Origin of the sequence: Aeromonas sp. FDAARGOS 1416, assembly GCF_019048085.1 — a bacterium.
In the GTDB taxonomy this organism is placed as follows: Bacteria; Pseudomonadota; Gammaproteobacteria; order Enterobacterales; family Aeromonadaceae; genus Aeromonas; species Aeromonas veronii.
Genome location: NZ_CP077301.1, coordinates 1,053,608 through 1,078,979, shown reverse-complemented (window position 1 = coordinate 1,078,979; position 25,372 = coordinate 1,053,608). Strand labels below are relative to the sequence as shown.

Annotated in this window: 25 protein-coding genes, 1 tRNA gene, 1 pseudogene and 1 riboswitch; of the genes and pseudogenes, 3 read left to right on the top strand and 24 right to left on the bottom strand. The window is 56.5% G+C overall.

Annotated elements, in window-relative coordinates; genetic code table 11:
* Positions 1–11 precede the first annotated feature (11 nt).
* From tssK to I6L46_RS04805, 11 genes and pseudogenes are all read right to left on the bottom strand, one after another.
* On the bottom strand, positions 12–1,346 hold the full coding sequence (gene tssK, locus I6L46_RS04855; RefSeq protein ID WP_021230534.1) for a type VI secretion system baseplate subunit TssK: 1,335 nt from the start codon (positions 1,344–1,346) through the stop codon (positions 12–14).
* Positions 1,347–1,348: 2 nt separating this feature from the next.
* Complete coding sequence (gene tssJ, locus I6L46_RS04850) at positions 1,349–1,864, bottom strand: type VI secretion system lipoprotein TssJ (RefSeq protein WP_019444945.1); 516 nt, start codon at positions 1,862–1,864, stop codon at positions 1,349–1,351.
* On the bottom strand, positions 1,864–3,099 hold the full coding sequence (gene tagH, locus I6L46_RS04845) for a type VI secretion system-associated FHA domain protein TagH (RefSeq protein WP_216977515.1): 1,236 nt from the start codon (positions 3,097–3,099) through the stop codon (positions 1,864–1,866). Before tagH ends, tssJ begins: the two co-directional genes overlap by 1 nt.
* 39 nt (positions 3,100–3,138) lie before the next feature.
* Complete coding sequence (gene tssG, locus I6L46_RS04840; RefSeq protein ID WP_216977514.1) at positions 3,139–4,137, bottom strand: type VI secretion system baseplate subunit TssG; 999 nt, start codon at positions 4,135–4,137, stop codon at positions 3,139–3,141.
* Positions 4,101–5,867, bottom strand: a complete 1,767-nt coding sequence (gene tssF, locus I6L46_RS04835) for a type VI secretion system baseplate subunit TssF (protein WP_019444948.1) — start codon at positions 5,865–5,867, stop codon at positions 4,101–4,103. Before tssF ends, tssG begins: the two co-directional genes overlap by 37 nt.
* 3 nt (positions 5,868–5,870) lie before the next feature.
* Entirely contained in the window at positions 5,871–6,302 is a 432-nt protein-coding gene (gene tssE, locus I6L46_RS04830; RefSeq protein WP_216977513.1) for a type VI secretion system baseplate subunit TssE, read from the bottom strand.
* Between the two features lie 6 nt (positions 6,303–6,308).
* Positions 6,309–7,790, bottom strand: coding sequence for a type VI secretion system contractile sheath large subunit (gene tssC / locus I6L46_RS04825; RefSeq protein ID WP_019444949.1), 1,482 nt, complete (start codon positions 7,788–7,790; stop codon positions 6,309–6,311).
* 37 nt (positions 7,791–7,827) lie between these two features.
* On the bottom strand, positions 7,828–8,331 hold the full coding sequence (gene tssB, locus I6L46_RS04820; protein ID WP_216977512.1) for a type VI secretion system contractile sheath small subunit: 504 nt from the start codon (positions 8,329–8,331) through the stop codon (positions 7,828–7,830).
* 769 nt (positions 8,332–9,100) lie between these two features.
* Positions 9,101–10,263: pseudogene (locus I6L46_RS04815) on the bottom strand (IS3 family transposase).
* 718 nt (positions 10,264–10,981) lie between these two features.
* Positions 10,982–11,069 (bottom strand) — tRNA-Ser (locus I6L46_RS04810).
* A gap of 134 nt (positions 11,070–11,203) precedes the next feature.
* On the bottom strand, positions 11,204–11,659 hold the full coding sequence (locus I6L46_RS04805) for a YbjN domain-containing protein (RefSeq protein ID WP_005337119.1): 456 nt from the start codon (positions 11,657–11,659) through the stop codon (positions 11,204–11,206).
* Positions 11,660–11,817: 158 nt separating this feature from the next.
* Here I6L46_RS04805 and I6L46_RS04800 point away from each other — a divergent pair, with 158 nt between their 5' ends.
* Complete coding sequence (locus I6L46_RS04800; RefSeq protein WP_216977511.1) at positions 11,818–13,155, top strand: flavohemoglobin expression-modulating QEGLA motif protein; 1,338 nt, start codon at positions 11,818–11,820, stop codon at positions 13,153–13,155.
* Positions 13,156–13,233: 78 nt separating this feature from the next.
* Here I6L46_RS04800 and I6L46_RS04795 read toward each other — a convergent pair whose 3' ends face one another.
* Both I6L46_RS04795 and I6L46_RS04790 read right to left on the bottom strand, forming a co-directional pair.
* Positions 13,234–13,815, bottom strand: a complete 582-nt coding sequence (locus I6L46_RS04795; RefSeq protein ID WP_005351181.1) for a thymidine kinase — start codon at positions 13,813–13,815, stop codon at positions 13,234–13,236.
* A gap of 91 nt (positions 13,816–13,906) precedes the next feature.
* Positions 13,907–15,487: a Na+/H+ antiporter NhaC family protein gene (locus I6L46_RS04790; RefSeq protein WP_216977510.1), complete on the bottom strand. Its 1,581-nt coding sequence runs from the start codon at positions 15,485–15,487 to the stop codon at positions 13,907–13,909.
* A gap of 88 nt (positions 15,488–15,575) precedes the next feature.
* Positions 15,576–15,747, bottom strand: a riboswitch (Lysine riboswitch).
* A gap of 302 nt (positions 15,748–16,049) precedes the next feature.
* Between I6L46_RS04790 and I6L46_RS04785 the strand changes: the two genes are divergently transcribed.
* A complete protein-coding gene (locus I6L46_RS04785; protein WP_075115902.1) occupies positions 16,050–16,454 on the top strand; it encodes an H-NS family nucleoid-associated regulatory protein in 405 nt (134 codons plus the stop codon).
* Between the two features lie 69 nt (positions 16,455–16,523).
* Here I6L46_RS04785 and I6L46_RS04780 read toward each other — a convergent pair whose 3' ends face one another.
* From I6L46_RS04780 to I6L46_RS04760, 5 genes are all read right to left on the bottom strand, one after another.
* Positions 16,524–17,099 (bottom strand): cob(I)yrinic acid a,c-diamide adenosyltransferase, encoded by a 576-nt coding sequence (locus tag I6L46_RS04780; protein WP_100646101.1) that lies wholly within the window; start codon positions 17,097–17,099, stop codon positions 16,524–16,526.
* Positions 17,096–17,326, bottom strand: a complete 231-nt coding sequence (locus I6L46_RS04775; RefSeq protein WP_005337126.1) for a DUF3820 family protein — start codon at positions 17,324–17,326, stop codon at positions 17,096–17,098. The genes I6L46_RS04780 and I6L46_RS04775 overlap by 4 nt, the downstream gene beginning before the upstream one ends.
* Before the next feature lies 1 nt (position 17,327).
* Entirely contained in the window at positions 17,328–17,999 is a 672-nt protein-coding gene (gene queE / locus I6L46_RS04770) for a 7-carboxy-7-deazaguanine synthase QueE (protein WP_019444695.1), read from the bottom strand.
* 61 nt (positions 18,000–18,060) lie between these two features.
* Positions 18,061–18,768 carry a 7-cyano-7-deazaguanine synthase QueC gene (queC, locus tag I6L46_RS04765; protein ID WP_216977509.1) on the bottom strand — a complete coding sequence of 236 codons (708 nt, stop codon included), beginning with the start codon at positions 18,766–18,768 and terminating at the stop codon, positions 18,061–18,063.
* A 20-nt stretch (positions 18,769–18,788) separates the two neighbouring features.
* Positions 18,789–19,412, bottom strand: coding sequence for a tRNA-uridine aminocarboxypropyltransferase (locus tag I6L46_RS04760; RefSeq protein ID WP_216977508.1), 624 nt, complete (start codon positions 19,410–19,412; stop codon positions 18,789–18,791).
* On the opposite strand from I6L46_RS04760, the gene rrtA reads away from it, so the two are divergent.
* Positions 19,411–20,004, top strand: a complete 594-nt coding sequence (gene rrtA, locus I6L46_RS04755; protein WP_216977507.1) for a rhombosortase — start codon at positions 19,411–19,413, stop codon at positions 20,002–20,004. The two genes, I6L46_RS04760 and rrtA, sit on opposite strands and share 2 nt — an antisense overlap.
* On the opposite strand, the gene pyrF is transcribed toward rrtA, so the two are convergent.
* The 6 genes from pyrF to cmk all read right to left on the bottom strand — a co-directional run bounded on the left by pyrF (position 19,979) and on the right by cmk (position 25,152).
* A complete protein-coding gene (gene pyrF / locus I6L46_RS04750) occupies positions 19,979–20,680 on the bottom strand; it encodes an orotidine-5'-phosphate decarboxylase (protein ID WP_005351164.1) in 702 nt (233 codons plus the stop codon). The genes rrtA and pyrF overlap by 26 nt on opposite strands.
* An 18-nt stretch (positions 20,681–20,698) precedes the next feature.
* Entirely contained in the window at positions 20,699–21,865 is a 1,167-nt protein-coding gene (gene lapB / locus I6L46_RS04745) for a lipopolysaccharide assembly protein LapB (RefSeq protein ID WP_005346478.1), read from the bottom strand.
* 9 nt (positions 21,866–21,874) lie between these two features.
* Positions 21,875–22,159 carry a LapA family protein gene (locus I6L46_RS04740; RefSeq protein ID WP_005337143.1) on the bottom strand — a complete coding sequence of 95 codons (285 nt, stop codon included), beginning with the start codon at positions 22,157–22,159 and terminating at the stop codon, positions 21,875–21,877.
* Positions 22,160–22,317: 158 nt separating this feature from the next.
* Entirely contained in the window at positions 22,318–22,602 is a 285-nt protein-coding gene (gene ihfB, locus I6L46_RS04735) for an integration host factor subunit beta (RefSeq protein WP_005299934.1), read from the bottom strand.
* A gap of 92 nt (positions 22,603–22,694) precedes the next feature.
* On the bottom strand, positions 22,695–24,365 hold the full coding sequence (gene rpsA, locus I6L46_RS04730) for a 30S ribosomal protein S1 (protein ID WP_005337148.1): 1,671 nt from the start codon (positions 24,363–24,365) through the stop codon (positions 22,695–22,697).
* A gap of 94 nt (positions 24,366–24,459) precedes the next feature.
* Positions 24,460–25,152, bottom strand: coding sequence for a (d)CMP kinase (cmk, locus tag I6L46_RS04725; RefSeq protein WP_179901971.1), 693 nt, complete (start codon positions 25,150–25,152; stop codon positions 24,460–24,462).
* Between the last annotated feature and the right edge of the window lie 220 nt (positions 25,153–25,372).

Below are 25,372 nucleotides of genomic sequence, written 5' to 3'. Positions count from 1 at the left end.
CCTTGATGCGATCACTGGCTACGGATGGCCCAGAGCTGCATGTCGAGCTCGGGGAAATCGCCTGCAATGTGGAAGGCGAGCGTATTGCTGACCGCCAGCATCTGCCAGGCAGGGCTCTGACGGTCGAGCTGGAAGTAGCTGTAACCGGCGTGATAGGGCAACTGGCGCGGCGCCACCGGCAGCGGCAACAGCGGGATACCTGGCAGCTGCAGGCTGATGAGTTCGCGGATCTTGTCGCTCGACGCCACCTTGGTCTGCTGCAGCAACTGTTTGCGCAGCTGCTCCTGCGGCATGCGGGCACGCACTGCCAGCACGAAATCGGCGCTCTGCATCAACTCACTCTCGTTGACCATGGCCACCATGACGCCGTACTGGTGCTTGCGCAGCTGGATGGAGACGGCACGTGGCGACAGCACGGTACTGAGCGCCTGACGCAGGGCCAACATCACCGGCTCGAAGCTCACCTGCTGATCGTCATGACGATAGGCGGGGAACTCGGGGGGCAGACGGGACTCGTCGGTAAAGGTCATCAACTCGCCACAGAGCTGCACCAGCGCTTCGTGCAACCGCTCGGGGTGCAGGGTGCCAAGACGCGCCAGATGGGAGAGCTGGGGCTGAGCCCGGTTGAGCAGTTGCAGCATCATGAACTCGGCCACATCGGCCACCCCCTGCTGTCCTGGCGCAGCGATGCGCTGGGAGAGGCTGCGAGCCCGCTCGGCCACGAGGCCAGCCGATTCGCCGAGGAAGCGCTTGAGGGTCGGAATGGCAGAGACACTGATGCTGCAAGGCATGAAGTTGGGATCCAGCACCAGACCGCCATCCGGGCGTTTGTCCAGAATGCGAGCAATGGCGAGCGAGGCGTAGGCGCTGCGGTCTTCCCGCTCCAGCATCAACCGCAAGCTGACCCGCCCCACTTCGAGGGAAACCACATCCCCCCCTTCGCTGTGCAGATCGCGCACGTCGTGGCGATGGGCCTGCAAACGGGTGGCGACCTGACCGCCCTGATTGACCTCGTTGACCCCGCTCACCGAGAGCGGCAGCGCCAGATAGACCTTCTGGTTGGCCACCGAGGCATCGGTGATCTCCAGCGGGGTCGGCAGCACATCATCGTTCGGGATGTTGAAGACGGTGCCATCCGGCAGGATACCGGTGGCCCCCACCAAGGCGATGCGGCCAAAGCCGAGGTAATCCTCGTTGATGGCAAGCGACTGCAACCCGTAGAAATAGTCGGACAGCGCGCTCAAACGCGCGTGCAGCGCGTAATCTGAATGTCTCTGTTGTTGCTGGAAGTGCTGGGGCTTGATAAAGAGCCCTTCACGCCAGATAACCCGATTTCGACTCGACATGATTATTCTTCTTCTTTTTGTAGTTCCACTTCATCCAGGCGCAGGTGCACCAGAATTTGATAGGCCGTTCCCTTGCTCTTGACCTTGATGACCTTGCGCCACTCGGCGCTGTCCGGATCGGCGTACCGAGCAATCACGCCGATGTAACGGGTCTTCTCGTCAAGCTTGACGGGGGGCAGGTATTTGAACTGGCCGGGCAGCAGGGTGTAGTCCTGATGATCCAGGTAGTTCTTGCCAAGGGCCTTCTCTACATCCGCCGTCACCTGGTCATAGTCAGTAGCGAGCAGCTTGGAATCTTCAGCCAGCAGCACCACCTGAAACTCGATGGGTGCCGCCTCCCCGCTCTCGTTGGGGTTGACATCAGGCTCTGCCAACAAGCTGAGCCCCAGAGTGGAGGGCTGGTCATCGTTGCTCCCCACCTGAATATCCGGGTTCATGGCCACATCGGCCATCTTGCCCATGGTGGTACAACCGGCCAGGGCCAGCAGACAGGCCCCAAACCACAGTGCACGTATCATCAAATCAGTCCCTGTTGCTGACGCACGGCCTGGTCATACGCCTGGGCGTAGACCTGATGGAACAGCTTGTCGAACCCCTGCTGACGGGCAGAGGTGAGCTCACGGTAGTAGTGCTGGTACATGTTCCAGGCCCAGCCTTCATCGGCCACACCCGGGGTACCGGTACGACGGTAGTGCTCGAAACGGCCGAGCAACGCCTCGGGCGAGAAGGCTTGCAGGATGCTGTCGAGCGCAGCGCCAATAGCCTGCTGGTTCGCCACATGGTGAATGCGTACATTGCGCAGACTCTCGGCCACCGCAGCAGGCGCGGTCAGGTGCACCGGGCTCTTCTTCTCGGCAAACATCACCGCCAGGGTCTCGTCATAATCGAGACCAAGGCGCAGCGGGTTGTCCTCGATGGGGCGCAGGTGCTTGTCTGCCAGCGCCGCCTGATCGCTTTGCAGTTGCAGCAACCCCTCCACCATGGCACGCACTGTCTTGCCCATCTCTTCGAGCATGTCGTGGGCTTGCTGGGTGTCTTGCAGCTGCAACGGCTGGCCAAGACCACGCATCAGCGGAGTCAGGGCGACGTGATCAACGCCCTCCAGTGGCTGGAAGTCGGGGTGGTTCTCGATGGTGGGCATATCCAGAAATTCTTGGTTCATGGTGTTCTCGACGGCTGAAAATGGAGCGAGGGATACGGTGTCCATATCCGGTTGAAACTGCGGTTGAGCCTGCAGGCGAGGATCCACCAACGGACTCGGAGCCGCACGCTCCTGCTGCAATGCCAGCAGGGGGTCGACCCCCAGGGCTTGTGGATCATCCAGGGTCTGGGTGTGGTGAGGATCGCTGGCCAGCCACTCATCAAGCTGCTCGGTCGGACGGTTGCCCAGCACCTGCTGCAAGCTCTGCTCGGGGGAGATGGCACCGAGATAGGCTCGCAGGCGAAAAGGGCCGACAATCAGCTCGTCACCCTGCTCGAGGTTGACCTTGCGAGCCCGCCCGATGGGCGAGGTGGCACCATTGATGTAGGTCTGGCCGCTGAGATCGCACAGGCAGAAACGACCGTCATTGAGCTCGACGCGGGCATGGGCTGGCATCACCGCCCCCAACCTGTCTCGCAGTTGCCAATCATCCTGTTCGGAGGAGCCCAATGTTCCCCCCATCTCGTCGAAGCGATATTGCACCTGCTGGCTGCCGTCGAGCTGCTCGCTGTTGAGCACCACCAGAGATAGTTGCTGGTTAAAGTCGTCCACATTCACTCCTGCACGTATTCCTACACTGAATTTCTGTGCTTATTCCTGTACACAGATTGTCACGAACGGGTCACTCGGCGGTTGGCCGAGAAAGGTACTCCACCCCAGACGGGCACTCTGCTCCTCCCCCAATCTCAGCCCCTTGGCCTGCTCCTGGCCGAAGCCAAGCCGCAGATCCCAAGCCAGCTGATCGCGCAAGATGAAGGAGACAAAGGTCACCAGGGCGTGGAAATGCTCCCCGTTCGGGAGAAATCCGAGAAACTGGCTAAAACTCAGATCATTGATTTTCAATAAAAACTTGCCGGCACAATCATTAACCTTGTCACCGATGACGAAGTCGTGCCCCAGAGTGGCGCAAGCACCGCCCAAGCGGTTTTGCTGCTCCGGATGGATCGGCACCTTGCGCCACTGCCAGGCACTCACTTCCACATCCGCCAGATCGAAGCAGTGGGCCACGAGACCGGCAACCACCTCTGGAGAGCGGCTGGGGCTGGCCAGCATGCCCGCATAGGAGAGCATCTTGGCGCGGTTGACCGGCAAACTCTGACAGACGGCATCGTTGCCAAGCCCCACCAACGCAAACATCAGACGGGAGAACCCGTCCTCACCGTCATCCTGAAAACGGACGTGGTAGCGATACTTGCGCCAGATCCTGTGCAGCAGGGTCAGCAGGCGGTGGTGGAAGAAATCCAGAAAAAGACCGAGCTTCTGTTCCCCCTGGGCGTACTCCCACGCCAGCGAGTCGAGGTAGTACCCCGGCATCGGCGACTGGCTACCGTGCAGTCCCAGAAAGGCCACTTCCAGCTCGTGACGCCCCTTCTCGTCGCGGCCAATTTGCAGCACGTCGCTGGTGGGAAAGCCCAGCGATGCGGTCGCCTTGAAACGAATATTTTCGTCACTCGGCAGGTGGTCGAGAGCACGCTCCTGATCGGCACCGTCCAGCCGGTTGAGCAGCTCAACCAGCTGGAAGAAATTGAAACGGGGCGCCTCGTTGGCGGCGCTCACATCAGGGAGTGCTGACCGATCTGGACTGGCCACTGATAGCGCTCCTTGTTATCGAGATTGACCACCTCAAGCAGGTGGAAAGCGTTGACGCTGGCATAGAGCGAGAAGAAGTGGGCCAGCACGGTGCTGAAGAGATAGAGCTCCCCTTCGCTGCCAAAGGCGGACTGGCGGATGGAGAGCACCGACTTGAGCCCCCGCACCGGCATGCCGCGCACCAGCCGATCCACAGGCTTGGTCTCGATCTCCTCGATCCCCGCCAGCCGCTTGCGCGACGCCTGCTCTGCCTGCTTGTCGTGCAAAGCGGGAAAGTCATAGGTACGCAGCACCTGCACCAGGGCATCCCGGCGCAGCAGAGAGACATAGTTGAGCGACAGGTTGGAAATCAGGGTCCAATGCAGGCTGCCATCCAGTGCCGGACGCAGCGGCCGGGTCGGCCGGATCAGGTTACGGAAGGTAGCAAACGACGGTGAACTGCCGGTCGGTACGCAGATACTGCCCACCTTGAGGCGGGCAGCGCGGGAGCGGTTGGTGCAGGTGAGCGTCACCGAAATGGATTCATCCAGATCGACCGTAGTGGTTTCATCCCCCCGCACAAACGACAGACTGTGCTCGAAGCCATCACCACTCACCGACTCCCTGACCCGCACCCGGTAATAGAGCGCCAGCCGCTGTTTGGCCCGCTCAATCTGATGCTGAAAACTTTCAAACGGCTGATAGATGCGTGGCGTACCGCGGGAGCGGCCCATATTGCCCTCAACCCAGCCTTCAACCTGATCCACCGAGAAAATTTCGAAACTGTCGGCATAGCGATAGCTCGCCTTGAGCGGGTATTCCGCCTGACGGCCGTTGAGATTGACCGGCTCGCTGTCGTGCTGGAACAGGTTGATGGCCGGCACGCAGTTGAGCATGAAAGAGTCAGGGCGGATCTTGAGTTCCGCTGGCAAGGGCCGGTCGAAACAGAAATGGATTTTGAATTCACTCACTGGCAGCGGCTGTTTGGGCCACTCGCCACCGGAAAGTTCGAAGAAGAGAAAGCTCTCCGGAAAGCAGAAATACTCCTGCAGGATCCGGTAGCCGGAATAGACATTGTTCGGATAGGGCAGCAGCGCATCGTCGCGCTCGAAGCCGACCGATTTGAGTGCCTTGGCCTCCTGACGAAAGCGCTTGCCGTCGATCTCCAGCTCGATATGGGAGAGCTGGTTGGAGAGCCAGAAGTAGAGCTCATACGCGGTGTAGCTGTCGCCACCGAGGAAAAAGCGCAGCTTGTCCAGCTGCAATTCGCTAAGCGGCAGGGGGGCATGCAGCGCAATATCGAGCGAGATAGTAGAGAGATCGTTGCCACTTTGCGCCGTTATCTGGCGCATTTCGGCCGGATAGACCCAGGCATCGTGACAGGTCTGAAAATGGCAGGTCACGTCGTCGATTGGCAGACTGTCCAGCTGGCAACCCTGCCTGACCAGTGCCGGTTGGGCAATGGCACCCGGAATGACCGAAAACTGCATGATGGTCATGCTGGGGACGGGGCGCAGATAGTTCGGCCAGAGCATATTGAGCAGACCGTGAGTCAGCTCGGGGAACTCGTCCTCGATTTTGGCGCGCAGGTTGCCCGTAAGAAACGCAAAGCCTTCCAGCAGGCGTTCCACATCTGGGTCGGTATTCTGCTCCGACAAAAAACGGGTGAGTTCGGGATAGCTATCGGCAAATTCGCGCCCTTGCAGGCGCAAAAAAGCCAACTCATCCCTGAAGTAATGTTCCAGCGACATTGATCAGACCATGCGGTAGTGACGGTGACTGTCCATATGGACGTTGAACGAGGTAACTTGCTCGATATGCTCCAGCCGCACATGGGCCGTCACCTGAAACGACATCTCAAGCGGACTTGCCTGATAGTCGGGTGAACGGACATCCACATGGATGATCCGAGGTTCATAACGACGGATGCATTGCCGGATCGCCTCCCGGATCCGCCCCTTGATATCCGCACTATCCTGAGTGGCGTCATTGAGATCAATAACCCCCAAATCGGGTGCACTGCGGCAATTGCCGGGACGGGTGTTGAGGATCTGGTCGAGCTGCCGTTTGACAGAATCAACCAACTCATCAACTTCCGAACGAGGGGAGGAGCCAAGCCCCTCCCCCCGGATGCGATCAAACAGGCTGGCCGCATTTCCTCTATCCCAGGAAGAGAGATGCGGCATCGGGCCTTATTCCTTGTCCAGTCGACCTACCAGAGAGAGCTCGAAGCTCGCCCCCATGTACTTGAAGTGCGGGCGCACGGCCATGGCAACCTGGTACCAGCCCGGCTCCCCTTCCACATCCAGCACCTTGATCTGGGCGGCGCGCAGCGGACGACGGCTACGGACGTCTGCCGGCGGGTTCTCTTGGTCGGCAACGTACTGCTTGATCCAGCCGTTCAGTTCACGCTCCAGATCCTGACGCTCCTTCCAGGAGCCGATCTGCTCGCGCTGCAGCACTTTGATGTAGTGCGCCAGACGGTTGATGATGAACATGTAGGGCAGCTGAGTACCCAGCTTGTAGTTGGTCTCTGCTTCCTTGCCTTCCTTGGTGTTGGGGAACACCTTGGGTTTTTGCACCGAGTTGGCAGAGAAGAACGCCGCGTTGTCGCTGTCCTTGCGCATGGTCAGGGTGATGAAACCCTCTTCAGAGAGCTCATACTCGCGACGGTCGGTAATGAGCACTTCGGTCGGGATCTTTGCTTGCAGCTGACCCATGGCCTCATAAACATGCACCGGCAGATCGTGGATGGCCCCCCCGCTCTGCGGGCCAATAATGTTCGGGCACCAGCGGTACTTGGCAAAGCTGTCGGTCAGGGAGGTGCCCATCAGATAGGCTGTGTTGCCCCACAGGTAGTGATCGTGATCCGAGCTGATATCTTCCTGATAATTGAAACCCTTGATGGGGTTTTCAGTCGGATCATAAGGCAGACGGGCCAGGAAACGTGGTGCAGTCAGCCCCAGATAACGGGCATCTTCCGATTCGCGCAGGGAGCGCCATTTGGTGTAGGCCGGTCCTTCGAACACCGATTTCAGATCCTTGATGGAGGGCAGATCGGTGAAGCTGTCGACGCCGAAGAAGGCGGGGGCGACAGAGGAGATGAAGGGGGCGTGGGCCATGGCACCGACGGCACTGACATACTGCATCAGCTTGATGTCAGGCGAGCTGTGGGTAAAGGCGTAGTCGCCGATCACGGCACCGATCGGCTGGCCGCCGAATTGGCCGTAGCCGGTTGAATAGACATGCTTGTAGAGACCGGACTGGGTGATCTCCGGAGAAAACTCGAAATCTTCCAGCAGCTCTTCCTTTGTAGCGTGCAGCACCTGGATCTTGATGTTTTCACGAAAATCGGTGCGATCTACCAACAGCTTGAGGGAGCGCCAGGAGGATTCCATCTCTTGCAGCTCTTTGGCATGCAGGATGACGTCCATCTGCTTGCTCAGCTTCTTGTCGAGCTCGACAATCATGCTGTCAACCAATGCCTTGTTGACCGGCTCGCTGGTGGTACCGCTGTCCAGAATGTTGGCGATAAGCGCAGCCACACCCTGCTTGGCAACACTGTACCCCTCATCAACCGGTGTGATGCGAGCCTGCGCCATGATTTCGTCCAGCAAAGAGGACGAGGAGGCTGCACCCGCCCCCGCTTGAACCTGTTCTTCGACCAAAGACATGTTTGTTCCTTTCTCGTCAGTCAATACAACCCGCCGATCACTCGGCAGGCTTGATCAAATCCAGCTCTTTGAGCAGTTGCTCACGAGCCTCATCACTGGACAGCAGATCCTGCAAACGATTGCGGAAAGAAGGGATATTGCCCAATGGCCCCTTCAGGGCAACCAGCGCCTCACGCAGTTCAAGCAGCTTGCGCAGCTCGGGGACCTGTTGGGCAACACTGTCAGGAGTGAAGTCTTCTAGAGACTGGATTTTGATCGAAACCGGCATCTCGTCCTGGCTGTTCTCTTCCAGACGATTGGGAACAGAGAAGTTCAGTTCCAGTGCAGATTCTTTCATGACGGAAGAAAAGTTGTTTTTGTCGATGGAAACGGTTTGGCGCTCCTCGATCGGCATTTCTTCGGTACGGCCCTTCATATTACCAACCACCATCATAGTCAGCGGAAGTTCAATTTCCGCCTGTTGACCACCGGTTGCCGGTACATATTTGATATTGATACGTTCTTTGGGCGCAACTGTGGCGCCGTCAATTCCTTTTCCCATGCTCTAAATACCAAGTTAAGGGTCACCCAAGACCCTATAGCTTATAGCTTATACCCCTCCTCTCAACTGTAAGATATTACAGTTAAACCATCCTATGGACGATTTTGTCAAAGAGGCACTCACCAACGATGCACTTTTGATATATTTCAAGCAAAAGCTCTAGTTATCAAAAGCACAATATCTCTTGTTATTTATCTACAACCCGAAGCCTCAACTCAATGGTATGAGGTCATATTGGCATTAATGCCTATTTTGAGCGGCATGGTATATAGAGAGAATTTGATGGTCAACGAATAATTCTAACGCGAACACAGAAGAACCATTAAAACAACTAAAAAACAAATACTTAATAGAGAAATCAATCTTTGCGAAAATAAAGACGCTCGCACGATGACTTCACAATAACAACCTGTCATTTATTACAGTTGACCTATGATCGCATTAGAAGAATGCGCCATCGAATCACATTATTGATACCGCCTTGATCGCTATGCGAGTACATGCGTCAAAATCAGTCGTTAAGCCAATCGAATGAATTGAATTAAGTAACGCTAATAATTTGATTCATATAGCTTGCTTGCATTTATGGCCAGTTTAAAAAACAAACCACTATTTATCGAGAACATAAATGATGAACCGTAGTCATCACTCCCCTCATAAATCCAGCCGTAGCGTACAAGCCCCCCCCCCTAATCTACAAGTTATGCACCATTGAATCGCGTTGAGACCAGAACAAGCTATTAGGCTGACAACGCCATGTCTGTAGTGGTCAACTAAATCCGGACACTTGATTAGGCCAATCCTCTGCTTTTGCTGGCGGTATCCCGTCATTGTGGTGATGTGGACGCCGCCAGTTGTAGTAATCCATCAGGTAATAACTGATATCCCGCTTTGCCTCCCGCACGCTCATGTATCCCATAGCCGGAACCCACTCCGTTTTAAGACTTCTGAACAATCGCTCCATCGGGGCATCATCCCAGCAGTTGCCACGCCGACTCATGCTCTGGGTCATGCGATAGCGCCACAGTCGTTGCCGAAATGCCCTACTGCCATATTGGCTGCCCTGGTCAGAGTGAAACAGCACACCAGATGGGCAACCACGCTGCTGATAGGCCATCTCCAGTGCTTTGATTGCCAATTCTGCATCAGGTTTATCAGACATCGCCCAGCCCACGACCCGCCGGGTGTGCAGGTCAAGCACCGCTGCCAGGTAATGCCAGCGTCCACCTGCCCAGACGTAGGTGATATCGCCACATCACACCTGATTGGGTTGCTGGACATCAAATTCGCGGGCCAGCAGATTGGGGATATCCGGTCGCTCAGACTGGGCGACCTGATAACGATGAGCGCCCGGCTGTTTGGATACCAGCCCGGCTTCCTTCATCAGGTTACGTACTTTGAATCGGCCAATCTGATACCCCAACTCTCGCATCATCGACATCAAGGCGCGGCTGCCCGCTGAGTTCCGGCTTTCTTTGAACAACCGGCGCAACTCAGAGCGCTGCTGCATACGCTCACGGTTAATCGTCCGCCTGCAAGCCAGATAGTCGTAAAAGCAGGATGTGGGAACATCGAAAGCGCAGCAGACCAAGGTGATGGGGGCTTGCTCCCTTAATCGGTCTATCAGCGCGTACGTGTGAACTCGTCCGTCATCAAGAGAGCCGTAGCCTTTTTTAGAATGTCCTTTTCACGTTCGAGCCGGTTGATACGGGCTTCCAGCTCCTGGATTTTCTGCTGTTCCGGGGTCAGTGCTTTACTAATCGGGGTTGTGCCAGTTCGTTCGGATTGCAGTTGCTGAACCCAGCGACGGAGCACGGTTTCACCGACATCCAGTGAACGGCTGGCTTCAGGGACAGAATATCCCTGGTCGAGCACCAGGGATGCGGCTTCGAGTTTGAATTCGGCAGTAAATGAGCGACGTAATCTTGTCATTGAACACCTCAGGTCATGGTGGCGACTGTACCACCTAAAATGGTGTCCGGGATGATTAGACCACTACATTTCGCTTGTTTAGGCGCATGCCCCACCAGACCAACTACCAGATGCAACTTTCGCTAAACAACCCACACGTTTGCACCATCATTGATGACGTCCCCGTTCCCTTCACATTGAGAGCATCCTTGCTAATCCTCAGCGCATTCATCAACTCTAACAAGGTATCTAGTCCCCCTTCACTGCTTCTCAAGATGAGGCAGAAAACCCTGCGCATCCCAAATGGCCTGATCGGTGTAGAGGGAGTTGATACAACTCGGATACGTCGTACCCGTGGACGTGGCAGCACCTGCTACGCAGCCTTGCTATCAACCTGTGAGCCATGACCGCTCACAAGCCTGTTGCGCCGAGGCCATTCAATGATAGGACGAGACGCGTTCCCATAGTGTTGATTTGAAGAGAATGACGAGTTTGGCATCGGGTGGTATTTGATTGGCTCGTGAAGGCGTGGATCTGAGATGGGAGAAGAGTATTTATAATCCAAGTGGCATGACAGGTTATTTCGAGAGCGAGCGTTGCGACAGGTTCTTTTTGTTCCTTTTCCGGGTTAGAACTGGATTATTTGCAGCTCAGTTGCTCGCCGCTTCGAAGCGGCCATCGTCGGTATGATAGCTGTATATAGTAAAAAGCCCTGATGTTTCCATCAGGGCTTGCAATGTGGCGGTGAGGGAGGGATTCGAACCCTCGATACGTTGCCGTATACACACTTTCCAGGCGTGCTCCTTCAGCCACTCGGACACCTCACCAAATTTTGGTCTGTGGTTTAACGTGTTCAGCCAACACTGTGTTCGCTACGCTGTTGCGCTTGAACGGGGCGTAATTTAGGGGAAAGCCCCGCCCGCGTCAACGGCTTTTTTCACCTGGCGAACCGTTCGAACACTTAATGCACAGATTCCGGTGCAACCTGAATTTCCGGCAGGTTGAGGAAGCCGGAACGTTCGCATTCGGCAACCAATTCGTGGGTGGCGGCGATGGTGCTTTGCACGAACAGCAGGAACTGCTCGACGCTGAGTCCGGCCTTGGTAAAGACGGTGTGGCCGACCACCAGCCGCGGCAGGTTGTCATCGATGATATCGAGGAACACCTTGAGGGAGGGGTACTGCATATTGAGTCGGCCCAGTTCGGCAACCAGCGGCAGCATTGCGGAGGGGCGCACTTCCAGCTCGGAGGAGAACAGCAGGCCTTCCTCTTCCACGAAGATCCGGCTCTCCTGAATACCATCGACCGACTGCAAAGAGACAATGTGGATACCGTGACACTGGTCGCAGACATAGTGCTCGATACGAGCCTGTTGCAACCAACGCATTATCATTTCGGAGCTGGGGATATTCATCATTTCCACGACAAGATTGGGATCAAGGGGCGCAGTCTAAACCAATTTGCTATCAACAAAAAGCACGCCAACCCGATAACCCTGCGGCTCGCTTCTTTTTGGCAAGCGCTATGCATATACTCAGCCAAATCCACGATGACGCTTGCCCCACAGGGGGCCCCATGACTATCCAAGAAAAGTATCGCCTTCATCTGAAATCACTCTCGGATGAGCTGCTCACCCTGCAAAAACCCATCCGCATTCTGGATGCCATCAAATGGCCACGCCATCTGCAGGATCGCTTTCTGGCAAGCGGTGGCAGGGAGCTGCCCGCTATCGACAGGCACTTCTATGATGCCCTCCCCCTCGGCTTCGATCCGCGCAACAAGTATCTGGAGCTCAAGGAGCTGCGGGACCGGATCCGCAGAAAACTGGGGCCACAGGACGATCTTGGCCGGATCCTGCAAGAGACGGTCGATCAGTACATGGTGGTGATCGAGATGCTGCGCCAGCGCGGCCAACCCGATTTTCAGCGTTACAGCCAGCTGCTTTATGGCTCTGCCAGCGATCACCTGCGCGGGGATCGCAAGACCCTCAAGGAGCTGGGCGCCCGCCTGTGCGATATCTTCTCCCTGCCCGGCGCCCGCCATCTGGTGCGCCCCTACCCCAAGGAGTTCGAAGGAGAGGCCGCGGTCGCCAAACTGCAGGGCAAGCTGTCGAGCTACTTCAGTGATGGCACTGTGCAGGTGAAGCTGAGCGATGGGATTGTCTCCGATGCCGCTGCCGGTGGCGACTACATCAAGCTCAACTCCCACGCCCGTTTCTCCGAGCTGGACTTGCAGGTGCTGGAGGTACACGAGGGGTGGGTCCATGTCGGCACCACCCTCAACGGTCGCCAGCAGCCCTATGCCACCTGGCTGAGCGCCGGTTCACCGCGGATCACCGCCTGTCAGGAGGGGCTGGCCGTCCTGATAGAGACCCTCACCTTCAGCTCCTTTCCGGATCGGGCCAAGCGCATCTCCGATCGGGTGATGGCCATCGACATGGCCGAGCGCGGCGCCGATTTTATCGAGGTGTTTCAGCATTTCGTGCAGCAGGGCACCAGCGAGCACGACGCCTACAAGATCACCCAGCGGGTCTTTCGTGGCGGCATGGTGGGCGGCGGTGCCTGCTTTACCAAGGATCTCTCCTACGTGCGTGGCTATGTGGAGACGGTCAACTTCATCCGCAGCGCCGTGCTGGAAGGGGTGCCCGAGATCCTGCCAATGCTTTTTGTCGGCAAGGTGACACTGGATGACATTCCGGTGCTCTATCAGCACTATCTGGAGGGGCTGATCGCCGCTCCCCACTATTTGCCACCGATGTTTCGCGATCTCACCGGCCTCTATGTCTGGTTCGGCTTTGCCTCCGGCATGTCGCTGGTGGATATCGGCCGGGTACAGCACCATTTCCGCCAGCTATTTCAACGCCTGCCGGTGGCCGACCCCATCATTGCGCCGGTGGATATCGAGATCGACTGAACCGCAGAGAAGCAAGCAGGAAAATAAAAAGGGCGCCAGATTGGCGCCCTGCTCGACGATTCAAATATCGCAGCCGACTTACTTGTAGGCCCGACCTTCGAGATAGTGTTTGCGACAAAGCGATACATAGCGATCGTTGCCGCCGATCTCCACCTGTTCGCCATCACGCATCACCTGCCCCGCTTCGTTGACCCGGGAGTTCATGTGAGCCTTGTTGCCACACCAGCAGATGCTCTTCAGCTCTTCAAACTTGTCGGCCAGACAGAGCAGATGGTAGGAACCGGGGAACAGCTCACCGCGAAAATCGGTCTTGAGGCCATAGGCCATCACCGGAATATCCTGCTCATCGACGATGCGGGCCAGCTGGTAGACCTGCTCACGGGTCAGGAACTGGGCCTCGTCCACGATGAAAACATCGATATGTTTCTTCGCATGGCGCGCTTTCACCATTTCAAACAGATCGCAGCTGTCGCTGAACACGTCCACCTTCAGTTCAAGGCCAACCCGGGCACTGATCACCCCGACCCCGAAACGGTCATCGATGGCTGGCGTCATCGCCAGAGGATGCATGCCCCGCTCCAGATAGTTGAAGTGCGCCTGAATGAGCTGGGTGGATTTGCCTGAATTCATGGTGGCAAATTTGTAGTGCAGTGAAGCCATGATACTGTTCCGAAACTGAATTTATGGGGCGCATGCTAACCAAAGCCCCTGACAAAACCAAGGGGCCCGCGGGCCCCTTGCTCTATAAATGTTACGCGGTGGCCAGCACTGGCCGCGCTTTGGCCTTTTTCAGGTGATAGCCGGTAAAGAGCACGAACCAGAGGGCACTGACACTGAAACCGGCCAGGCTGGAGTGCATCAAGCCCATCGCCAGGTAACCGATGGCCGCGCCGAAGGCGATGGCCAGTGCATAGGGCAGCTGGGTCATCACGTGATCGATGTGATGGCAACCGGCACCGGTGGCAGAGAGGATGCTGGTGCTGGAGATGGGTGAGCTGTGATCCCCGAACACCGAGCCAGCCAGTACCGCAGCCAGCATCGGCAGCATCAGGCTGATGTCGCTGGCGGCGGCCATGTCACCGGCCAGCGGCAGCATGATGCCGAAGGTACCCCAGCTGGTACCGGTAGCAAACGCCATGGCACAGGAGAGGATAAAGACCACGGCAGGCAGCACTTCGATCGGCAGGTTGCCGTTAGCCAGCGAAGCCAAGTACTTGCCGGTCTCCACGTCGCGCACCACGGCACCTATGGTCCAGGCAAACAGCAGGATGTTGATGGCTGGCAGCATGGCCATGACGCCTTGCGGCGCGGCCTTGATCCAGTTCTTGGCTCCCAGCTTCAGGCGCATCGCCAGACCGATGGAGACCACCAGACTGCACAGGGCACCGTAGACCAGCGAAGAGCCGACGTTGGTATTTTCGAACGAGCCGAGCGCGCTGAATGGCAGCCCTTTCTCGCTCAGCACCGCAGCACCGGAATCAATCATGAAATAGATGGTGGCGGCGGTCAGAGTCAGGATCGGCAGTACCATGTCGATCATGCCGCCGTTGCTCTCCTCCGGGCTCTCCATATCCAGACCGATGGGGCGGCCCTTGGACTCATCCCACAGCTTGCCTTCCAGCGCCCACGCTTCGTGTTGACGCATCGGGCCGATATCCAGCTGACAGGCGATCACCACCAGCACCATGATCAGGGTGAAGACGGCGTAGAGGTTCATCGGGATCATCTCTACAAACGCCGCGATGGGGCTCTGCTCGGTCAGACCGTGGGCCGCCATGATGCCGCCAACCAGGGCGATGATATAAGCCCCCCAGGAGGAGATGGGCATCAGCACGCAGACCGGCGCCGCGGTGGAGTCCAGCAGATAGGCCAATTTGGCACGGGAGATCTGGAAGCGGTCGGTGACCGGACGGCAGATGGCACCCACCGACAGGCTGTGGAAGAAGTCATCAATAAAGAAGGCAAACACCATCATGCCAGTCAGGGCTTTGGCGCCCTTGCGGGTCTTGGCACGACGCTCGGCCCACTCGGCAAAGGCACGGGTCGCCCCGGAGACGCTCATCAGGCTGATGAGGCCACCCAGCAGCAGCATAAACAGGATCATGTTGACATTGTCACGATTGAGCGCGCCATCGACCCAGAAGATCTTGAGCACGGTATTCAACATGTAATGCAGGGATTCGAGGGGTGAAAACTGATTGAGCAGCAAACTGCCGGTGACGATGCCCACACCAAGGGACAGCAGCACGCGGCGGGTCATGATCGCCAGCGCGACAGCCAACAGGGGGGGAAGAACGGACCAACCGGAGTCGGCGAAATGACTAATGTCCATGATCTCTTTGCACCTAAAGATTACAGGTGGAGATCTACCGAGAGGATCTAAAGAAACAAAACCTATGGGGAGGTCATACTCCTCAGCCCCTTCAGGTAGCGCTCCATAGTGGATGACTATGGCAGTCCTGCACCTATTAGATGCAGAACCAGCAGCCCGGTATGATGGCCTGGCCACTTCGGCGCTGACTCCTTTCCTTGTGCATCACAGGCATCACCCTCCGCACAAATACTCATAGGCAGCGCGCCTCTACTTAAAGGTATTCGCCGCACATTTTATCGAGATGGCAGCTTATAGCAAGTTTTTTGATTAAATAGTCACGATAAACATATCAAGGTCGAAAAATGGTAGTCAAATGATGCAACAACGCCAGCTTTGGCGCTATTTTCACCTACTACGGCTTCATTGGCATCCAATCACCAAGCCTATTGCTGGCCATATTAAATATCTATATTGATGTTCCCCACGGATATTATATTTAACCCGACTTGACTTATTTAAATCACCAAGCAAGAATCAGCTGGAACATAATATTTTTCTCTGACTCGACGTGGTAACTCCTATGAATGAATTTTTAAAGGTACTGCTTAATATCCGCAGTCTGCGTGCGACCTGCCGCGAGCTTTCTCTGGAACAACTGGAAGAGGCACTGGAAAAACTCTCTACTATCGTTGCTGAACGTCAGCAGGATGAAGCTGCCGAGCGTCAGGCCCGTGAAGAGCATCTGCGGAAAATTAACGAATATAGCGAAATGCTGAAAGCCGCCGGTATTGACCCGGCAGAATTGGTAAGCGCTGTCGCTACCAACCCCGGCAAATCAGAAAAAGCCAAGCGGGCGCCACGTCCTGCCAAATATCGCTATCAGGATAATGGCGTAGAGAAAACCTGGACCGGCCAGGGCCGTATGCCTTCAGTCATTGCCAGCGCAGTGGCAGCAGGCAAATCACTGGAAGATTTTGCTATCTGACAGCGCTTGCGTTGCTAATAAAAAACCTCGCCAAGGCGAGGTTTTTTATTGCCGCTTAAACGTGAAATATCAGATAGCCGATTGCGGACGATCTGCTGCCTTGACCCACAGCACTTCACGATCCCCTGCCACGCAGATAAGATAGCGGGCAACGGTAAAGAACCAGTCACTCATCCGGTTCAGATAGGGCAGCACCTCGGGATTGACCCGCTCTTCCCGGCTCAAGGTCAGCAGCAAGCGCTCGCAATGACGCACCAGAGTACGTACCACATGCGCTTGCGCCGCGGCACGGGAACCACCCGGCAATATAAATTGGCGCAGCGGTGGCAATGGCTCGCTATAACGATCTATCTGCTGTTCAAGGCGAGTGGTCCAGGCAGCATTAACTTGCCAAATTGATTCATTCTGGGCGTCGCTGGAGAATGCCAACTCGCCCCCCAGATCAAACAACTCCTGTTGCAACAGCTGTAAATCAGCCAATAAGCCGACCTCTTGCGATGGCACGTCACAAATCAGCAAGCCAATATGGGAGTTGAGCTCATCGATATAACCGTAGGTCTCGACCCGCAAATGATCCTTGGGCAATGGGATACCATCGGCCAGCCGGGTCATGCCCTTGTCGCCCTGCCTCGTATATATTCTCATACCGACATCCTGTTAATAATGGGAATAATCATGGACTCGAGTCCATTGAGTTTGATTTCGTAAGCCAACGCCAGCGTCTGGCCCAATTTACCCGCCGGAAAACCGCTGCGCGCCATCCACACCAGATAGGGCTCGGGAATATCGATGATACGCCGCCCCTGATATTTACCGTAAGGCATCTTGTTAGTCAGAGTCAGCAGTACCTGTTCGTCGGATAGCCAATCCATATTAATCAATATCCAGATATTTATGAGTCTGGATTGAGAGTCGCCAGTTACGCGCGATACAGGTATCCATCGCCAATTGGGTGGCCCGTGGTTTCTGGCTGATCGGCTGCAAGGCAATGACCACGTCCGGGCGCAGGGTAGCAGTAGCGAGCAGCGTATCCAACTCTTCAATATGGTGCTCGGTGGCCACCGGATGCTTGATCTCGTTGGCCCGCTCCAGCGCCGAGACCAGCACAGGCAGCCCCCCTTTCATGCCAATTTTGGGGGAGACGGTCACCCAGGTCTGCTCATGGGTCTTGATCTCGCTGGTGCCACTGGTTTCAATCTGCACCTGATAACCCGCCGCCAGCAGAGCTGACGAGAGTTCGTGCAGATCGTAGAGGCAGGGCTCGCCACCGGTGATCACCACATGGCGCGCCTGATAACCCAGATCGGTAAAGCTCTTGATAATCTGCGCGGTGCTGAGTTGGCTCCAGCAATCGGATTCGTTGGAGCGATCCAGCACCGCCGCCTTACCCACTTCACGAGCCGGATCAACAACCCAGGTATGACGGGTATCGCACCAGGGGCAGCCCACCGGGCAACCCTGCAGGCGAACAAAGATGGCGGGCAGGCCGGTAAAGATGCCCTCCCCCTGGATGGTCTGGAAAATCTCGTTGATTGGGTAGTGCATCTCGATCACGGCTTGTTGCAAAAGTCGCGGATTATACCCCAAGCCACGGCAAGACGCAGGCTCACTCTGCGCTTTTCTCGCCCAGGCCGGTTTTCTCAAACAGTCTGGCCATGATGCCCGCCTTGTCGGCCAGATAGTTGTTCAGGCCGCGACGGCGCAGTTCACACGCAGGACAGGTGCCGCAGCCGTCACCGGCAATGCCGTTGTAGCAGGTCAGGGTCTGGTGGCGCACCGTGTCGAGGTGACCATAGTGATCCGCCAGTGCCCAGGTTTCGGCCTTGTCGAGCCACATCAAGGGAGTTTCAAAACGGATGCCGCGATCCAGCCCCAGCGACACCGCCTGATTGAGGGCCTTGACGAACTCGTCACGGCAATCGGGATAGCCGGAGAAGTCGGTCTCGCAGACACCGGTGATCACCGCTTCGGCGCCTACCTGATAGGCATAGATGGAAGCCAGGGTCAGGAACAGGATATTGCGGCCCGGCACGAAGGTGTTGGGCAGCCCGTTATCCTGCAGCTCGCAGCTGACAGGAATGTCGTCACGGGTCAGGGCAGAGACCGCCAGCTCATTGAGCAGCGTTACATCCATCACCTTGTGGGCGGCAATCCCCAGTGCACTGCCCAGACGGCGCGCGGTGTCGATCTCTGCCCGATGGCGCTGGCCATAGTCGAAGGTAATGGCGTGCACTTCATCATACCGGGCCAATGCCTGCACCAGACAAGTAGTGCTGTCCTGACCGCCGCTGAAAACCACGACTGCTTTTTTCATCTTGATAACTCCTTGGATTGTCACGCGCGGCGGCCTTCGGCAAAGTCCTGCCACTGGGTATTCAACCGATTGAACAGGGTCAGCAAGGGCGTATAGCGCTCCGGCCTCCCCTCCCACCGGGACAAGAGGTGATAGCCCGCCTCTATGGTAGAGAGGGCATCGGGAAAGGGTTTCTTTCGAATGGCATATTGACCGGCAATGGCACCAATGCCGATGCGGGGCAAGCGGGCCAGTGCCGGGTTGCTCTGCAACATGCGATAGGCTTTGCGCCAGGTGCCGTCAAGCAAGATAAAGGCGACGGATGCGGAGCTAGAGGATTCACTCTCCCACTGCTGGCGAAGATCGGTCAGCGAAATGGCATCCTCATCCGGCCAGAGTAGATAGCAGCGACGGGAAGGATCTGCAAGCAACCCATTGAGCCACTCATCGCGGGAAAAGTCCTCCCCCACATGGATCTCGCACTGTTGCAAAGAGGCCGCCAGCAGCGCCGCAGTCCCCTTGGGATGTGCCACCTCGTTGGGGTGCTGCAAGATGTAGAGGGGCGTGTGATTGTCAACCGGCACAATATAATCGCACAGGCAGGCTTTGAGGGCTCGGGTGCAACGTGTACAGTATCGACTGTTCTTGTCGTTGGACTGTTTCATGTTGTCAGACAAATCTGGATTGCTCTGGGTTATCACGCTATCTCTCACCAGCTTGCTACTCTTCTTTACCGTTCCCAATCTTCAGCTCTCCTTCGATCGGCCCTTGATCGCCGGGGGCGAAGGGTGGCGGATCATAACAGGCAATCTGGCTCATACCAATCTGTGGCACCTGCTGCTCAATCTGGGCGGCCTCGCCATCCTCTATAACCTGTTTCGCGACTATCTGGGTGGGGCTCGCCTGCCGCTGCTGATGTTGCTGCTCTGGTTGGCAGTGGGCTTGGGGATCTGGTGGTGGTGCCCGCAGACCCAATGGTACATGGGGCTATCCGGCTCGCTGCATGGCCTGTTTGTCTGGGGGGCAATGCAGGATATTCGCCACGGACGCCGCACATCGGGCTGGCTACTGTTGGCAGGGATGGGGCTCAAGCTGGTGATGGACTTTTACAATGCAGGAGAGAGCCCGATCGCAACCCTGATCAATGCCAGAGTACACATCGGCTCTCATCTTATCGGGGCCGGTGCAGGCCTGTTGCTCGGCCTGCACCGTGTATCACTGAGTGAGCCTGTTACGCACCAGCCAGCTCGGCATTGATGCTGGCCAGCATGGCGGCCGGATCGGCAGCCTGCGTAATGGGGCGACCGATAACCAGATAATCGGACCCCGCCTCGACCGCCGCTTTCGGTGTCATCACCCGGCGCTGATCCCCGGCCGCTGAACCGGTCGGGCGAATACCCGGGGTCACCAGCTTGAACTCATCACCCAGCAAGGCTTTCAACTCATGGGCCTCGTTGGCAGAGCAGACAACCCCATCCAAGCCGGATGCCTTGGTCAAGGTAGCCAGCCGGATCACCTGCTCGGCAGGGCTCACATCCAACCCGAGGGGGATCATGTCGGACTGCTCCATGCTGGTCAGCACGGTCACGCCGATAAGCAGGGGGGCCTTGTCGCCATAAGGCAGTAGCGCCTCTTTGGCGGCACGCATCATCCGCTCACCACCACTGGCATGCACGTTGACCATCCAGACACCGAGCTCGGCACTGGCTGCCACCGCTTTGGCAACGGTATTGGGAATATCGTGAAACTTCAGATCCAGAAAGACATCGAATCCCTTGGCCACCAGCTGACGTACAAACTGCGGGCCAAACAGGGTAAACATCTCCTTGCCTACCTTGAGACGGCACTGGGCCGGAGAGATACGTTCAACGAACGCTAAGGCATCTGCCTCGTGCTGATAATCCAGCGCTACCAGTACTTTGGGATCTTGCATCTCACATCCTATTGCTTGTTATTCACCGTCCAGACCACGGATCGGCTTGATGGAACCCCACTGGCGACAAGACGGGCACTGCCAGAACAGCGAGTGAGTGGCAAAGCCGCACTGCCGACACTTGTGGGTTGACTTGATTTTGATCTGCTCGCCGACCAGCTGTTGCAGCAGTTCGAGGCTCTCCTTGGCAGGCCCCTCTTCCGCACTGGCCAGCTGAAAACCCACCAGCTGGTAAAAACCTTTCATCGACGGATGACGACGCAGCTGACGCAACACCAGCGAACGGGCCTGACTCAGGCCATCACGCTCTTCAACCAGCTTGGCAAGGGCCAGGGTCACGCTGACACCGGCGTGATCTTCCACTGCCTTCTCAAGCAGTGGGATCAACGCAGGCGTGCGCCCCAACTGCTGATAGCACTCGAGCAATTTGGGCATTGCCTCGGAGGCAAAGTCGATATCCTGCTCGAACACCCGCAGCAGCTCCTTGCTGGCCTGCTCATACTCCCCCTCTGCCATGGCAAGCTCAGCGAGGCGCAAACTGGCCCGGGCACATGCCGGATTGATACTGAGCGCCCGTTTGAGCTTGGCCAGCCCCTCCCCTTTATTGCCCTCACGCAGCGCGATCTCGGCTTGCTCGCAATAGAAATGGGAGATGGGGTCGGCCAGCTTCTTGCCCTGGAATTTTTGCAGACGCACTGCCACATCGATGGCCTTATCCCAGTCCCGCAACTGCTGATGGATGATCAACAGCTGTGCCAGCGCCGTCTCTTCATAGTCGCTGTCATCACACAGCTCATTCCAGAGCGCTTCAGCACGGTCCAGCAGACCAGCAGCCAAAAAGTCGCGCGCCAGCTCCTGCAGGGCAAGCTGTCGCTGCTCCCGGGTCAGTTGGCGGGTCACCAGGTTCTGGTGGATCTTGATGGCACGATCGACTTCCCCACGCTGGCGAAACAGGTTGCCGAGGGAGAGGTGTGTTTCGATGGTTTCACTGTCCACCTCAAGCAGCTGGATAAAGAGATCCACCGCCTTGTCGGATTCATCGGACAGCAAATAGTTGAGGCCCGCCACATACTGGCGGGAAAACTGGTTACTCTGTTTCTGGGTGTCCTGGCGAACACTCCTGCGGCCCATGTACCAGCCATAACCGGCGGCGATGGGCAACAGCAGGAAAAGCAGTTCAAGCATTGAAGAACATTATTCCTTACCCGGTGACCGGGCCAGCTCCAACTCGCGGGATTGACGACGCATGGTGCGGTTGAGGGTGCGGTTTTGCATTTTCAGGCGCAGGAACAGCAGGCCGAATACCAGCCAGCCCAGCAAAAAACCGCCAGCGAAGAAGAAGCCCAACAGCATGGCAAGCGAAAACTCACCCTGAGCGATCAGGTAATTGAACTGAACCAGCTGGCCATTTTGTGAGCCCAGCGCCAGGGTCAGAACAAACACCAGCACCAGCGGAATGAGGGCCAAAATACGCTTCATAAGAGCTCCCTGTCAGTATCTAATGAGAGGCTGATTATCCTTAAAATCGCAGGCAGACTCTAGAGTGAATGGGAAAAGAGTTTAAGAAACAAGACGATTGGCACAGGAATCGGTGCCAAAAAGAAAAAAGGCATACCCGAGGTATGCCCATTTCTGCATTATTCAATGATGTTGACGCGCTCGCGCAACTCTTTGCCAGGTTTGAAGTGCGGGACATATTTCCCGGTCAGTTCAACCTTGTCCCCAGTCTTGGGGTTGCGGCCCACACGGGGCGCACGATAGTGCAGTGAAAAACTGCCAAATCCGCGGATTTCAATCCGGTCGCCGTTTTGCAAGGTCGACGCCATCTGCTCAAGGATCTCCTTGATGGCGGCTTCGACATCCTTGGCCGGCATATGCATGCGGCTGGCTGCCAGTTGTTCGATGAGATCTGATTTGGTCATAACGTTAAATCTCCTTCCCCGATCACATGCAATATTCATTTTGCCAGGATAAAAAAGGGCGGCGCAATGCCGCCCTTTTCTTGCATCAAGGATTACTCACCCTTGGCGGCTTTGAACGCTTCCATCATAGCATTGCTGAACACAACTTCTTCTTGCTGGTTCAGGTTATCGATAGCAACACGCTCATCAGCCTCGTCCTTAGCACGGACAGACAGGCTTACGGTGCGGTTCTTACGATCAACGCCCATGAATTTAGCTTCAACTTCGTCACCAACAGACAGCACCAGAGTGGCGTCTTCTACACGGTCACGAGCAGCGTCGGAGGCACGCAGGTAGCCTTCTACGCCATCAGCCAGTTCGATAACGGCACCTTTGGCATCAACCTCGGTAACCTTACCCTTCACGATAGCACCTTTCTTGTTGTCAGCCAGGTACTTGTTGAACGGGTCTTCTTCGATCTGCTTGACACCCAGGGAGATGCGCTCACGCTCCGGATCCACTTGCAGAACAACGGCTTCGATCTCGTCGCCTTTCTTGAATTCACGCACGGCTTCTTCGCCCTGGTTGTTCCAGGAGATGTCAGACAGGTGAACCAGGCCGTCGATACCGCCATCCAGACCGATGAAGATACCGAAGTCAGTGATGGACTTAATCTTGCCGGAAACACGGTCGCCTTTGGCGTGAGTCTCGGCAAACAGCTGCCACGGGTTGGATTTGCACTGCTTCAGACCCAGGGAGATACGACGACGCTCTTCGTCGATGTCCAGAACCATCACGTCAACCACGTCGCCAACGTTAACAACTTTGGACGGGTGGATGTTCTTGTTGGTCCAATCCATCTCGGATACGTGTACCAGGCCTTCAACGCCTTCTTCGATTTCAACGAAGCAGCCGTAGTCGGTCAGGTTGGTCACGCGGCCAGACAGACGGGTGGTCTCCGGGTAACGCTTGGCGATAGCAACCCAGGGATCTTCGCCCAGCTGCTTCAGACCCAGGGATACACGGGTACGCTCGCGGTCGAACTTCAGAACCTTGACAGCGATCTCGTCGCCAACGTTGACGATTTCGGAAGGATGCTTAACGCGCTTCCACGCCATGTCGGTGATGTGCAGCAGGCCGTCAACACCGCCCAGATCTACGAATGCACCGTAGTCGGTCAGGTTCTTGACGATACCCTTAACTTCTTGACCTTCTTGCAGGTTAGCCAGCAGGCTTTCGCGCTCGGAGGTGTTCTCGGTCTCGATCACGGCACGACGGGAAACAACAACGTTGTTGCGCTTCTGGTCCAGCTTGATGACTTTGAACTCGAGTTCTTTGTTTTCCAGGTGAGCGGTGTCACGGATCGGACGCACGTCAACCAGAGAACCCGGCAGGAAGGCACGGATGCCGTTCAGTTCAACGGTGAAACCACCCTTGACCTTGCCGTTGATGATACCGATAACGGTAGCTTGCTCTTCGTAAGCCTTCTCAAGCTGCAGCCAGGCTTCGTGGCGCTTGGCTTTTTCGCGGGACAGCTTGGTTTCGCCGAAACCATCTTCGATAGAGTCCAGAGCCACGTCAACGGTGTCGCCGACGTTGATTTCCAGCTCGCCCATGGCGTTCTTGAATTCTTCAGCCGGGATAGCGGACTCGGATTTCAGACCGGCGTCAACCAGTACGAAACCGTTCTCGATAGCAACGACAGTACCCTTGACGATGGAACCTTGACGGGTTTCAACGGCGTTCAGGGACTCTTCAAAGAGTTGAGCAAAAGATTCGATCATTGTTTATGTCACAAATGAAACATCCACTTGCAATCCGGCACAAGCGGGGCTGTTTTAAATAATCTGCGCCATCCTTGGTGCAGACGACCGGATGTCAGCTTGCGCTGGCATCACCAAGTTGTTGCTCTGCATAGGCGAGTACTGTTGCCAGCACTTCATCTATGGTCATGGCGGTAGAGTCTACCACCAGAGCATCTTCTGCCGGTTTCAGGGGTGCAGTAGCGCGATTTCTGTCGCGATCGTCACGTTCCCGAATCTCGGTTAAAAGACGATCAAAGTTAACATCAAAGCCCTTATCTTGCAACTGCTTATAGCGACGCTGGGCCCGTTCTTCGGCACTGGCGTCGAGGAAAATCTTCACCTCGGCCTCAGGGAAAACCACGGTCCCCATGTCACGACCATCGGCAATCAGACCCGGGGCCTGACGAAATGCCCGCTGACGGCGCAACAATGCTTCGCGCACCCGAGGGAAGGCGGCGATTTTACTGGCAGCATTACCCACTTCTTCGGTGCGGATGGTGCGGGAGACATCTTCCCCTTCCAGGATCACCTTGACCAGATCGCCCTCAACCTGAAATTGCACATCCAGATTGGCAGCCAGCGGCACCAGTGAGGCTTCACTGTCCAGCTCTACATCGTGATGCAGGGCGGCCAGGGACAACACCCGATAGATGGCGCCCGAGTCCAGCAAGTGCCAACCCAGCTTCTCAGCAAGCAGCTGACACAAGGTGCCTTTACCTGCACCACTGGGGCCATCAATTGTCATTACGGGGGCCATCTGAGGCATAACTTCTCTCCTGCACTGTGTTGCTCCCATCCCGAAGGGGTGGGTTAATGGGCGCCGATTATACCCGAATGTGGTGAGCCTGGCAGTCATCAATCCGCACAAAGGGCCAAAACTCCGACGGACAGCTGTGCTTGTATCTCATTTGGAGATTTCATTAAGCAATGCAGGGACTTGTTCTTATGGTCGTTCCTGACAAGGCGCGCTAAACTGGCCCCCTTTT